The organism is Commensalibacter communis, assembly GCF_947179105.1.
Lineage (GTDB): Bacteria > Pseudomonadota > Alphaproteobacteria > Acetobacterales > Acetobacteraceae > Commensalibacter > Commensalibacter communis.
Window position 1 is genome coordinate 62,777 of the sequence record NZ_CAMXCK010000001.1, and the last position, 12,586, is coordinate 75,362.

Sequence of the window (12,586 nt, forward strand, 5' to 3'; positions counted from 1 at the left end):
CGATCTAAGTTATGATGACAAACAAAAACAATAATGTAACACGAGTTCATTTTCAAATTGGTTTAATCCGTCACCCTCCTGTGAATGTGCCTATTGGATTATGCTATGGGCATACTGATGTTCCTTTGAAAGAGGAATGGGAGCAATATGCAGTGTTGCCAAGCAATTTTCAAAATGTGACAATATATACATCGCCAGCAACACGTTGTTTAAAGCTGGCTCAAAAAATTGCAGAACAATATCATCTTCCTTACCAAATCGAAGACCGTTTATTAGAATTTAATTTTGGTGATTGGGAAGGAAAATTGTGGGATGATTTGACCAAGGAACTCATTGATGAATGGGCACAAAACCCTTGGGGATGGAAAGTGCCGGGAGGGGAGAATGGTCAGGAATTATTTGATCGTGCTTCTGAAGTTTGGCAAGAAATTTTTCAAAAACAGGAAAATGCACTGATTGTATCTCACGCGGGTCCCCTGCGTTTATTACGCCAAGTGGCAATGAATATAAAACCGATTGAGTTATTGGGTGATTTACCCGATTTTGGAAAGTTAGAAATTTTTAATTTTAAAGCTAAAACAAAGCCACAAAGATAGTGCTGATTACTAGAATTCCAGTTGCTACAAAAACTTGTATAGCGCCCAGAATATCCCCTGTATATCCTTGAATATGTTGATAAGAGAATGAAGTAATTCCGATTGCGATGATAATTGCTAGAAGACTATAGGCGATTGCACAGATCAACGGAGCTAATGAAAAAGTAAGGATGAAGGTGGCTAGGGCAGCTATGATTGTTGAAGGAAGTGCAGTATTTTTTAATGTGCTGGCTAAACCATCATCTCTTGCTGGTTTGCTAATATAAATTGGTAATAAAATGCTCGTTCGTGAAAGGATCGCAGTAATGATTAAAATAGGAATAGCTTTATAAGAATATTGTGCAAGGAACGCAAGACTGCTGGCTTGTAGTCCTAAGATAATTACTAGCGTTAAGACACCATAAGTTCCTAAACGACTATCTCGCATAATGAATAACTTATGTTCTTTATCTTTTCCCCCCCCAAATCCATCAGCCATATCAGCCAATCCGTCTTCATGTAATCCTCCAGTCAATAGTAACTGAAATCCAATGGTTAGAAATGCGATGATCCAAGAGGATGGAAAATAACGAGATGCAGTAAAGAAAAAAATGGCGTTTAAGGAGCCTAAAAGAACGGAGACTAAGGGCCATGTCCAAATGGCACGCCCAAAGGAAAAAGGAAAATCTGAACGATAAAGCCATTGGACGGGCAATCGAGAAAAGAACGAAAGCCCGCAATAGAGATCAGCATGAATTTTTCTATAAATTGAACTCATGATTGTGGCGAGGGAAGTCCTGCATCTTGATAGCTATTCATACCTGTGTAACATGCCAAAGCGCCTTTGAGTAAAGGCACGACTGTTGCTGCACCCGTTCCTTCTCCTAACCGCATGTTAAATGCAATTAAAGGATAAAGACCTAAATTCCCAGCGAGGAGCAAATGTCCTTTTTCAGCAGAAAGATGGCTGATTTTGGTATGGTCTAATCCTGCGGGATTTAATTTTTGTAATGCAGCGATGGCAGCCGTGCATACAAACCCATCCAATAAAACCGGAATATTTAAATGACGCGCTGCAAGAACAGCACCTAGTAATGCTGCATGCTCATACCCGCCTAAACGACGACAAGTTTCCAAAGGATCATGTAAGAAAGATTCATGGAGTGCTAAGGCTTTATCAACGGCTTTTTGTTTGTTGATTGTATGTTCTGCTGCGGTGCTGGTGCCTTTGCTGACCCATTGTGCGCCATCCCCACCAAACAAAGCAGCACTTAATGCTGCGGCAATGGTTGTATTTCCAATGCCGACTTCTCCTAAACAAAGCAAATCAATATTGGGTGTAACAGCGTTATAGCCAGCTTCGACAGCTTGTAAAAATTGTTTTTCTGTCATGGCTGGGGCTTGGGTAATATTGGCTGTTGGTTCCAAGTTATTAACAGGAATAACCCTTAACTCTGCATTAGCATTTTTTACCAATTGATTAATTGCTGCGCCACCTTGATTGATTTGTGCAACCATTAACTCTGTGATGCTGGCAGGATAAGGGGTGACATTTTCTGCTGTTACGCCATGATTGCCAGCAAAGATCATCATGCAAACACGATCAAGCGTTGGATCAGGCTTTTTTTGCCATGCTGCCAACCAACCAACTAAATTTTCCAACTCTCCAAGGCTGCCAGGGGGTTTCAATAAAGTTTTTTGTTTTTCATATGTTGCTTGTTCGCTGACATCGTCTTGAGAAGAGAGGTCTAAACATGCTTGTCTAAATTGGTCTAATGTTTCAAAATTTTTCATGATTGTAATGCAATACTATGGAAAAAACAGCCTGTGATAAGATTTCGGCGCCCACCTTCTGTCCCTAGAGGGTTTCCAGTGCCGTCGGTCAGCGTAGCATAAGGAAGATCATCCCCTGGGTCAATGACCGTGGCATAATGAAATTCGTGTCCATGGATCAATTCTCGTTTAGGTGTATTAAGGAATGCTCGACGATAACCAAGGTGTATTTTACGTTTTTCATAACTACAAGAATGGCTTAATAATCCCGTCATTTGATGAGAAATACCATCTTTATCGATTAATGTTTTCCCCATGACCATATAGCCTCCACATTCCCCATGCACAGGGCGCGTTTGAGCAAAGGATTGCAACCCTTTTATAAATTGATCTGCATTGGCTAACTGCCCAGCATAAAGCTCTGGATAGCCCCCAGGAAGCCAACAAGAATCACAATGTTCGGGAGGGGGATCATTATTCATAGGAGAGAAAAAGTGAATGTTAGCCCCTTGGTCTTTCCATCCTTTCAGAATATGTGGATAGATAAAGCTAAAGGCAATATCTTTGGCGATGGCAATTTGTTGTCCAGGCGGAGGCAAAGCAATATAAGTTGATGTGTTTGGAGTTTGGATTGTCATATCCAGTTCCAAGATTGCATCGATATTGATATATTGCTCTGCAATATCTGCTAAATGATTTAAATGAAGATTAAGATCATGATGTTCTTCTGCTTGAATTAGCCCCAAATGACGCGCTGGTAAATGAAGTGTAGGGTCACGTGGAATTGATCCAAGAACAGGAATATTGATGCGTTTAAAGGCGGCTTCGGTGCTGGCGTGATGTCGTGGAGAGGCAACATTATTGAGAATGACACCTTTAACTTGAATATTGGGATTGATATTGGCAAAACCATAAGCAATCGCAGCCGCAGATTGGGCTTGTCCTGTGACATCCATCACTAAAATGACTGGAATCTTATAGCGTTCTGCGAGGTCAGCCCCACATCCTCTGTGACCTTCTTGGGTTTCAATGCCGTCAAAAAATCCCATTGAGGACTCGATAATTGTAAGGTCAGAGTATTGTAGTGTAGTTGCGAGCAAATGATCCAACAAAGGAGTAGGCATTGCCCAGCTATCTAAGTTAAAAGAAACTGCATCGGTGGCAACGCCATGAAACGCAGGATCAATATAATCTGGTCCTGATTTGGCAGCACGGACTTTGATATTTCTGCGTTTTAATGCAGTGAGTAATCCCAAGGTAATCGTGGTCTTTCCGCTGGCAGATTTTGGGGCAGCGATAATGAACCCCTTTGCGTTTTGTTCAGAATGCGTCATAGTTTGCTTTGAAGGGAATATGAATGAACCAAGAGAATCAACCATTACGATATGGATGGACAACAGGGGCTTGTGCAACGGCTGCTGCCAAAGCGGCTTATCTTGCTATACATAATGGTTTTTTCTTGGATTGTGTAGAGATTACCTTGCCACAAGGTAAAAAAGTTTCTTTTTCTTTATTTAAAAAGGAGTTCGTTACCGCAGATTGTGCGATTGCCTCGGTCATCAAAGATGCTGGTGATGATCCTGATGTGACACATGGCGCAGAAATATGGGTGCAGGTTAAACGATTAGATGTTGGTAGAGGGGTTGTTTTTAAAGCAGGTAAAGGTGTTGGAACAATTACCAAACCAGGACTGCCTTTGGCGGTAGGTGAGCCAGCAATTAATCCAGTGCCTCGTCAAATGATTATTCAGGCTTTATCAGAAGTTGTTAAGAATTGCGATGTCGAAATTACAATCGGTGTCATTAACGGTGAAGCAATCGCCTTAAAGACGATGAATCCACGGTTGGGGATATTAGGTGGTTTATCGATCTTAGGAACCACAGGGATTGTGGTTCCGTTTTCTTGTGCTGCGTGGATTGCCTCTATTCATCGTGGGATTGACGTGGCGAGGGCTGCGGGTTTGGATCATCTGATTGCTTCAACGGGAAATGTTTCAGAGGTTGCAGCACAAAAGATTTATAATCTGCCCGAAAGTGCATTGATCGAAATGGGAGATTTCGCTGGTGGGGTTTTAAAATATATCAAAACTCATCCTGTTAAAAAACTAACATTGGCTGGCGGTGTTGCGAAGATGACCAAACTTGCCCAAGGGCATTTAGATTTACACTCTAAACGCTCCTCTGTCGATTTGGAATTGTTAGCCGATTGGGTCGCACAGCTTGGGGCTAGTAAAGAAATGGTCGAACAAGTTAGAAATGTAAATACAACGGCTGAAGTTTTTTCGTTATGTCAGGGGCGTATTGCGTTAGGAGATTTTGTTGCACAGAAAGCATTAGAAATTGCAAGACAAATGCTTGGTCCTGTCTTAATTGAAATAGAAATATTGCTTTTTGATCGGCAGGGGCAGTTACACGGGCAGATTGGTTAATTTATAATTTGATATATATTATTATCTATAATAAATAGCATGTTTAATGGATTTATATATAAAAAATATTTTCAACTAATATGGATAGGCTGTCAATGAAATGGATAATTTTGTAGGCGTATTAATACTACCTTTTATAATGTTGGCTCTATCGATATTTTTGATAGTTAGGAGTTTTTTACCGCCATCACAAAAGACAGCAAAGTGCGATCAGTGTGGTTCTTCGAATGTCGATTGCATTCACCGTGAAGAAATAGAACGCTTTTTAGAGCGTAGTACAAAACAGTTTCAGCCAAACCAAATTACAACAGTTAAGATCAGTAAAACTTATATTTGCTCATCATGTCATTATGAATTTAAATTGATGGACTATTACCAACTGACTCGCAGAATACTAGATCAATTTGATTTGGAAGATCAAGCTATTCAAAGAAATAGGCAAAAATATAATTTAAACTCTGAATAATTTTGTATGGATATATTATTTTGAAGCGCTTTATTATTAACAAATAATTTCGTATTTTTGATTAAGTTACTCACTCTGAAACGAGTGAATAAAGATAGTGTAATATTCACCAATTTTTATACCCAAATATAATATAAGTTTCTTGCCGAAAGCATATTGATCCAATATTCCCGTCTATCGTAAGCATTTATGCTTTGGTTTGGATAAGATAATCAGTAGGAATGTAATTACTCTTTATAAATTTATCTTTCTATATTTGGAGCAATTCATGAAAACGTTTTTTGTTAAAGAAGAATATCATATATACTTTTTAAAACTAACCCTTTTAAAAAACTTATGCTGACGTTAAGCGATATAAAGCGGTTTGATGGTGTCTGATAGAGCAGCATTATCGCTTTCATCTTTCAAACGAACGCCACTGATTTGTTTGATAAAACTTTGCTCTAATAACCATGCAAGCTTAAATGCAGCCAGATCGTGTTTTAACCCTTCTGGACGAACATTTGAAATACAATTACGATTGGCATCATTGCGTGTATCATCTGGTTGCCACGTCATATAAATGCCAAGGCTGTCCGAGGAGGATAATCCAGGACGCTCGCCAATTAGCATCGCAATGGATTTTGCACGTAGGATACTCCCAATTTGATCGCCAAGTGCCACTCTGGCTTGATGTGCAAGAATGATTGGTCCCAATTGAATATTGAGTTTCTTTAAATAGGGTAGTAACGCACGAATAACGCTTACAGCCTGACGATCAACTGCATAAGAAGATAATCCATCTCCGATAATAATGATTAAATCAGAAGGGTTTTGATAGGCTTTTTCAAGTTTCTTAATACTTTCTTGATTTAATTTTCGTCCTAAATCTGGGCGACGCAAATATTCTTCTCTATCTTTAACGCAGCTGTGAACGGTAAGTGTTGATAAACCCATTTTATGTAATTCACTTTGGATTTGATCGCTATTAAAAGGTTGATGCACAGCATCCCTTGCTTGTGCGTGAGATAGAGAAAAATTCAAAATTTCTTTGGTTGGTAAACTTACACCATTACGTCCTAATGCGATTCTTGCTTTGGTAAATTGTTTTAAAAATAACCAATTATCAGGAAGAGTCATGTTTATTCTCCTGCTGGTAAAGAAGCGAGTAAAGGATGATTAGAATTGGCGGTTTGTAGTTGTCCTGTTTGATCGGTGATACGCATTTTTTCTAGCCATTTTCCAAATTCAGGAGCATGTTTGAGGTTTAATAGACGACGAAGATATAATGCATCATGAAAAGAGGTGCTTTGATAATTTAACATAATATCATCAGCGCCAGGAACATTGATAATAAATGGGATATGGGCTGTTCCTAATAAAGTGAGTAATGTATCCATATCATCTTGATCGGTCTGGGCATGATTTGTATAGCAAACATCACAACCCAACGGTAAACCCAGTAACTTTCCACAGAAATGATCTTCTAACCCAGCTCTGATAATTTGTTTGCCATCATATAAATATTCTGGTCCTATAAATCCGACCACGGTATTGACGAGTAAAGGCTTGTAATGTCTTGCTACTGCATAGGCTCTGGCTTCACAGGTTTGTTGATCGACCCCATGATGTGCATCGGCAGATAAACAACTACCCTGCCCAGTTTCGAAATACATGACATTATTTCCAACAGTGCCTCTATTTAAAGAAAGTGCAGCCTCGTAAGATTCTTGTAAAATATTTAAATTAATTCCAAAGCTAGTGTTGGCTTTTTCTGTGCCTGCAATGGATTGAAAAACGAGATCTACGGGAATATTTTTTTCTATCAGTTGAATCGTATTGGTAACATGTGTGAGCACGCAGGATTGTGTAGGAATTTCAAAACGTTGAATGACCTCATCCAGCATTTGGTTAATTTTTCCCAAGATGGGTAAACTGTCACTTGCTGGGTTAATTCCAATCACTGCATCGCCACTACCATAAAGTAACCCATCCAACATGCCTGCAGCAATTTCTTGTAAATCATCGGTTGGGCTGTTCGGTTGTAATCGGGTGCTTAGATGTCCTGGCAATCCTATCGTATTACGAAATTTTGTAACTACATGACATTTTTTTGCGGCGATAATAAGGTCTTGATTACGCATTAATTTACTGACTGCTGCGGCCATTTCAGGGGTAATCGCAGGGCTTGCAGAGGTGATCATTTCTGGTGTGGTTGTATCGGCTAAGATCCAGTTACGAAAATCCCCAACCGTTAAATGGCTAATAAGCTGAAATTTTTCTTTATCATGACGATCAACGATAAGCCGCGTTACCTCATCTTGTTCATAGGGGATTAACTGATCCTCTAGAAAAGTTTTTAATGGAATATCAGCCAGCGCCATCTTTGCAGCAGCGCGTTCCTCATCACAACTGGCAGCAACACCCGCCAACACATCGCCTGAACGTAGAGGGGATGCTTTGGCCATTACTGTTTTTAAATCTTCAAAAACCCAAGTCTGATTAGCTAAAATTGTTTTATACATAATATATACTTGCTCTTAATGTTATTAAGGTTTTTCTGGATTCATTTTACTTCTAGAGGATCGAGTAGATAAAAAATAAAGATATCCAATTCCCATAAACCCGATAAAGCATCCTGCTAGTTCAAGGTTATAGAGTGCCATTGTAATCAAGCATAAGATAGACATGATCATCGCAAAAAGCGGTGCAAAAGGATATAAGATGGCTTTAAATGGTCGATAAAGGTTTGGTTCACTACGGCGTAATTTAAATAATGATGCCATTGAAATAATATACATCAGCAAAGCACCAAACGCAGCCACAGTCATAATACTTGCTGTTAAAGGCTGATTTGCAATAATGATCAGAGAGTCTGAAAAAATGGCACCAATACCAACGAAACCACCTGCTAAAATAGCAATATATGGCGTATGGGTATATTTATTAATTTTTGCTAAACATGGCGGTAAATAGCTCTCGCGTGCCAAAGAAAAGATTTGTCGAGAGTACCCCATAATAATACCGTGCAAAGAGGCAATTAACCCAAATAACCCAAGCCACACTAATATATTTAACCAGATACTTTTTGCACCAACAACGGCTTTCATTGCTTGTGGTAAAGGGTCATTAATATTAGCCAGCAAACGCCAATCACCTTTTGCTCCTCCTGCAAATAACATAATCAGTAATGCAAGCAGAGTAACGGTAATAATGCCAGCCCCCAATGCTTTTGGAATTGTGCGTTGTGGATCTTTGGCTTCTTCAGCTGCCATGGAGGCACCTTCAATCGCTAGGAAAAACCAGATTGCAAAAGGCGTTGCAGCAAGCATTCCTTCAATCGTTGAAAAGTGGAATTGGTTTTGTCCACCCCAGCCATTACTTGCAAAATGTTCCCATGACAAGGTAGGGGCAACGATTACCATAAAAAGAATTAAAGCAAAAATAGCAAGTAAAGTAACGACTAGTTCAAAGGTTGCTGCAATATGAACGCCAATGATATTAAGCCCCATAAAGAGTAAAAATGCTGTGCAGGCAATTAATTTTGTATTAATAGAAGGAAATTGAACATTGATATAAGCCCCAATCGCCATTGCAATCGCAGGAGGAGCAAAAACAAATTCAATGAGTGTTGCAAATCCAGCGAAAAAACCAATTGTTGGTCCAAAAGCTCTTAAAGCATAAGCAAAAGGTCCCCCTGCATGGGGAATGGCAGTACTCAGCTCGGTTAAACTAAAAATAAAGCAGCAATACATTAATGCAATTAACAGAACGACAATTAAAAACCCTAATGTTCCAGCAGAAGCCCAACCATAGCTCCATCCAAAAAAAGATCCAGAAATGACCAGTCCAACTGCAATTCCCCAAAGGTGGAAACCACTTAATGTTTGTTTAAGAGCTGTGTTTGATGACATAAGCGACCTTTTATATAAATAAAAAAACTATAAAAAATGCTAATTAAATTATAAAAATAAAGCAAATAAAAAAATTAATAGAATATTTTTTATGAAATATTTGAAATATTGGATTGTTAATGTTTGTTTTAAATCTTTTGTTATCATTGAAAAAAGAGTAAAATTATAATTTGACAAGAGGTAAAATAATTATATAACACGTTATATAATTATTTTATAGTCATGGAATTGTATAATGTTTGATGTATTGGGTGAGTTTGGCTCTGTCTTTTTAGGTAGTAGATTAAAACGCCTTGGCGATCGTGTGCAGGCAAGTGCAGCTCGCATCATCACAAATGCAGGTTTGCCAGTTCAACCTGGGCATATGCCTATTTTATTTGCACTTGGTCGCGAAGCAATGACAATTAACCAAATTGTGAAGGTTGTCGGTATTAGTCAGCCAGGGATTACGCGCAGTATAGGTCAATTGATTGATCTTGGTCTTCTTTCATCCAAAGTGGGTATAGATCAACGTCATCGAACAATTTCGCTGACCGCGGCTGGATATGAGGTGATGATGAAAGCTCAACTTTATATATTTCCTCAGGTTGAAGAAGCAATAGATCAATTATGTGGTGGCTCTGCATCAAAATTTTTAAAGCAAATGAAAGCGTTGGAAGATAATCTGGTTGTTACCCCTTTAGATGTATTGGTATCGCAAATAAAAATAGATGTGATGATGATCGAAGAATTTTCTGATGAACTTGCTCATTATTTCCAAGATATTAATACTGAATGGATTGAGGCAGAGTATCAACTTGAAGATGTTGATCGTAAAGTGCTTGAAAATCCAAGGGACGAAATCATTAATACTGGTGGTGTCATTTTATTTGTTAATGTTAAAGGGCTTGGTATTGTTGGGACTGGTGCGCTTAAGAAAACAGGAGCAACAAGTTATGAGTTAATAAAATTTGGAGTGTTTACAAAAGCAAGAGGTCTAAAAGTAGGTGAATTTTTATTAAAAGAAATTATCAAACGTGCAATGGTGATGGGTGCAGATCCGCTATATCTTGTTTCGAATAAGCGTGCAAAAGCTGCAATACATCTTTATGAAAAGCTGGGCTTTTACCACGATGATGGGATCATGAAGCAGTATGCGGGTGCTTGTGAACGTGCTGATGTAGCCATGCGTTATATGCCTAATCGTTAAATTTATTCATAATTAGTAAAAATTTGGATGCTTATCATGCTTAACAATAATAGATTATTATCTGTGGCTCTTGTTCTTTTTGGAGTAACTTTCTGTTTAATATATCCGCTTGCTATGTTGTGGCCTTCTGGTTGGGCTTGGCATGAGGGTTCTCCGGTTTCAAGTCATTACTTTATGATGATTGTTGGTATCTACGCGACCCTTGGTATCTTCATGATTTGTGCTGCTAAAAATCCTACCGGTAACCGTTCTTTAATTTGGTTTGTTATTTGGTCAAGTATTGTCCATGCTGGTGTGATGGGATTACAAGCATTGGGGAATGGTATGCATCGTGGTCATCTTACTGGTGATGTGCCTGCATTATTAATTGTAGCGGCTGTGCTTGCACTTTTAATGAGGCGTGTTGATATGTATATTAAATAATCGTAATTTTTGATAACATTTTCAATAAGTATTTTTAAATCGTCGTTGATACTCCACATTATATAATGCACTTTCGGTTGCTTGTGTATCATGTAGGGCAGGGCCAACCATAATCAAGGCGGTGCGTTCAACGGGTTGTTGGTTGAATTGTTCAATAATCGTGCCGAGGGTTCCTTTTAAGATTTGTTCATTTTCCCATGTTACTCTGGCTGCAATCACTATAGGACAATCTGTTCCATAAAAAGGGATGAGGTGTTCAACAATTTCCTCTAAACGATGAATGGCGAGGTGTAATAGCAGTGTGCAACCTGTTTTTGCAAAACTTTCTAGTTTCTCGTTTTCTGGCATAGTGGAAGCTCGCCCTGAAATACGAGTGAGGACAACAGATTGAGCAACCTCGGGAATAGTCAGTTCTTTTTCTATCAGAGCTGCTGCAGCTGCAAAAGCAGGCACACCAGGGGTTAATGTATAGGGGATATGATGCTTTTTTAACCGTCGAATTTGTTCAGAAACCGCACTGTAAACAGAAAGATCCCCAGAATGTAGGCGGGCAATATCTTGTCCAGCTTGGTGTGCTTTGACATATTCGGCTTCGATTTGATCAAGATTCAACGGGGCTGTATCAATTAATGTCGCCTTAGGTGGGCAAAAATCTAGCATTTCTTTGGGAACAATAGAACCCGCATACAGACAAATTGGGCATTCAGCAAGGAGTTTATGTCCTCGTAATGTTAATAAATCCACAGCCCCAGGCCCAGCACCAATAAAATGAACGGTCATGAATAATATCCTTTGATTGCTATGGAAAAACTAATCTTGTTATAAATCATTTTAGGAATCAGTAAACGCCCATTTTTATGAATAAGTGCCAACGCACATGCTTCTGCTACGGCACCAAGACCAGTATGGTGATAGGATAGCTTAGAAAAACTGCTACATTGGGTTTGTAAATTAAGCAATATTTCGTGGGGAATAAAATGAATGGGAATAGTTGATAAAGAAATTAAATTAATTGTGTTTTGATCTTGCTGTTTAAATGCAGGAAGAGCGATATCAGTTGCTTGATATTGATGTCGTGTCAAAAGGGTTTCTAAGGTTTGAATTAGCTCAACAGCAGATATGTTTTTTGAAAACCCTATACCAACAATGACAGGTTTTATAGAGAGAGAGTTTTTTTTGATAGAGTTGTTTGAAATAATTATTTGCATTTTTTAATTTAAATTTAGATAAAATATATTTTAGAATCATGCTTATTTTTTTATAATAATTTGTTCTGCTTCTAACATAAATTGTTTAGGTTCAAATTTACTATTTTTATAAGAACCAATTGGTTTGTATGAATTATAGAGATAAGCAGGCGTTATTGTTTTTGCATGCAAAATGATGTGATGAGTAGGTGTGTTTTTTATTTCTTTATTCTCTTGGATTACATATAGAGTTGAGATAAGAAGTGATCCAGAAGCGGGGAGTAATGATAATTCTTTAAATAATACTGGCGGTCCGCTCCACGTAGGATCAGGTATGATATTATCTTTACCATTTCGAATATCTTTGGAATAGAATGATGTTGTTATATGCGTCATTGCTTTCAAAGGAATGTATAAGTCTTGATTCGTATGATTTTTAATGCTTATATTTAATTGTAATGTATTTTCTTTTGAATAAATACATTGTGGGTTACCAGGGCAGATAATCGATAAACTAAGCAGATTATTATTGTCTGTGGTAACATTTTGAGCTTTGCTTTGATAAGCGGACAAAAAAGTGATAGCGAATAACAATCCAATGATTTGTTTTGAATTGATAAATAATACTTGCATTACGATTTACTCTTATACT

Annotated in this window: 14 protein-coding genes; 5 read left to right on the top strand and 9 right to left on the bottom strand. The window is 38.3% G+C overall.

Annotation, left to right across the window (positions count from 1 at the left end):
* Window positions 1–11: 11 nt before the first annotated feature.
* A complete protein-coding gene (locus PQG52_RS00315; RefSeq protein WP_271827392.1) occupies window positions 12–596 on the top strand; it encodes a histidine phosphatase family protein in 585 nt (194 codons plus the stop codon).
* Here PQG52_RS00315 and cobS read toward each other — a convergent pair.
* From cobS to PQG52_RS00330, 3 genes are read right to left on the bottom strand one after another with little or no spacing between them, the layout of a single operon-like run.
* The gene (gene cobS, locus PQG52_RS00320; RefSeq protein ID WP_271827393.1) at window positions 574–1,353 is read right to left on the bottom strand and encodes an adenosylcobinamide-GDP ribazoletransferase; all 780 of its coding nucleotides are present in this window, start codon (window positions 1,351–1,353) and stop codon (window positions 574–576) included. The genes PQG52_RS00315 and cobS overlap by 23 nt on opposite strands.
* Window positions 1,350–2,369, bottom strand: coding sequence for a nicotinate-nucleotide--dimethylbenzimidazole phosphoribosyltransferase (cobT, locus tag PQG52_RS00325; protein ID WP_271827394.1), 1,020 nt, complete (start codon window positions 2,367–2,369; stop codon window positions 1,350–1,352). The genes cobS and cobT overlap by 4 nt, the downstream gene beginning before the upstream one ends.
* Window positions 2,366–3,682 carry a cobyrinate a,c-diamide synthase gene (locus PQG52_RS00330; protein ID WP_271827395.1) on the bottom strand — a complete coding sequence of 439 codons (1,317 nt, stop codon included), beginning with the start codon at window positions 3,680–3,682 and terminating at the stop codon, window positions 2,366–2,368. The genes cobT and PQG52_RS00330 overlap by 4 nt, the downstream gene beginning before the upstream one ends.
* Window positions 3,683–3,705: 23 nt before the next feature.
* Here PQG52_RS00330 and PQG52_RS00335 point away from each other — a divergent pair, with 23 nt between their 5' ends.
* Complete coding sequence (locus tag PQG52_RS00335) at window positions 3,706–4,776, top strand: cobalt-precorrin-5B (C(1))-methyltransferase (RefSeq protein WP_271801074.1); 1,071 nt, start codon at window positions 3,706–3,708, stop codon at window positions 4,774–4,776.
* Between the two features lie 100 nt (window positions 4,777–4,876).
* Window positions 4,877–5,242, top strand: coding sequence for a hypothetical protein (locus tag PQG52_RS00340; RefSeq protein WP_271827396.1), 366 nt, complete (start codon window positions 4,877–4,879; stop codon window positions 5,240–5,242).
* 345 nt (window positions 5,243–5,587) lie between these two features.
* Here PQG52_RS00340 and eutC read toward each other — a convergent pair whose 3' ends face one another.
* From eutC to eat, 3 genes are read right to left on the bottom strand one after another with little or no spacing between them, the layout of a single operon-like run.
* On the bottom strand, window positions 5,588–6,361 hold the full coding sequence (eutC, locus tag PQG52_RS00345) for an ethanolamine ammonia-lyase subunit EutC (protein WP_271827397.1): 774 nt from the start codon (window positions 6,359–6,361) through the stop codon (window positions 5,588–5,590).
* A gap of 2 nt (window positions 6,362–6,363) precedes the next feature.
* Window positions 6,364–7,749 (bottom strand): ethanolamine ammonia-lyase subunit EutB, encoded by a 1,386-nt coding sequence (locus PQG52_RS00350; protein ID WP_408869532.1) that lies wholly within the window; start codon window positions 7,747–7,749, stop codon window positions 6,364–6,366.
* Window positions 7,750–7,770: 21 nt separating this feature from the next.
* The gene (gene eat / locus PQG52_RS00355) at window positions 7,771–9,135 is read right to left on the bottom strand and encodes an ethanolamine permease (protein ID WP_271827399.1); all 1,365 of its coding nucleotides are present in this window, start codon (window positions 9,133–9,135) and stop codon (window positions 7,771–7,773) included.
* 235 nt (window positions 9,136–9,370) lie between these two features.
* Between eat and PQG52_RS00360 the strand changes: the two genes are divergently transcribed.
* Window positions 9,371–10,324: a bifunctional helix-turn-helix transcriptional regulator/GNAT family N-acetyltransferase gene (locus PQG52_RS00360; protein WP_271827400.1), complete on the top strand. Its 954-nt coding sequence runs from the start codon at window positions 9,371–9,373 to the stop codon at window positions 10,322–10,324.
* A gap of 36 nt (window positions 10,325–10,360) precedes the next feature.
* Window positions 10,361–10,747: a DUF6632 domain-containing protein gene (locus PQG52_RS00365; protein WP_271827401.1), complete on the top strand. Its 387-nt coding sequence runs from the start codon at window positions 10,361–10,363 to the stop codon at window positions 10,745–10,747.
* A gap of 21 nt (window positions 10,748–10,768) precedes the next feature.
* Here the strand turns inward: PQG52_RS00365 and cobM are convergent, their stop codons facing one another.
* The 3 genes from cobM to PQG52_RS00380 are packed head-to-tail and all read right to left on the bottom strand — an operon-like array spanning window position 10,769 to window position 12,567.
* Window positions 10,769–11,527: a precorrin-4 C(11)-methyltransferase gene (gene cobM, locus PQG52_RS00370; RefSeq protein WP_271827402.1), complete on the bottom strand. Its 759-nt coding sequence runs from the start codon at window positions 11,525–11,527 to the stop codon at window positions 10,769–10,771.
* Entirely contained in the window at window positions 11,524–11,955 is a 432-nt protein-coding gene (locus PQG52_RS00375) for a cobalamin biosynthesis protein (protein WP_271827403.1), read from the bottom strand. The genes cobM and PQG52_RS00375 overlap by 4 nt, the downstream gene beginning before the upstream one ends.
* A gap of 42 nt (window positions 11,956–11,997) precedes the next feature.
* Window positions 11,998–12,567, bottom strand: coding sequence for a hypothetical protein (locus PQG52_RS00380; protein ID WP_271827404.1), 570 nt, complete (start codon window positions 12,565–12,567; stop codon window positions 11,998–12,000).
* Window positions 12,568–12,586: the final 19 nt, after the last annotated feature.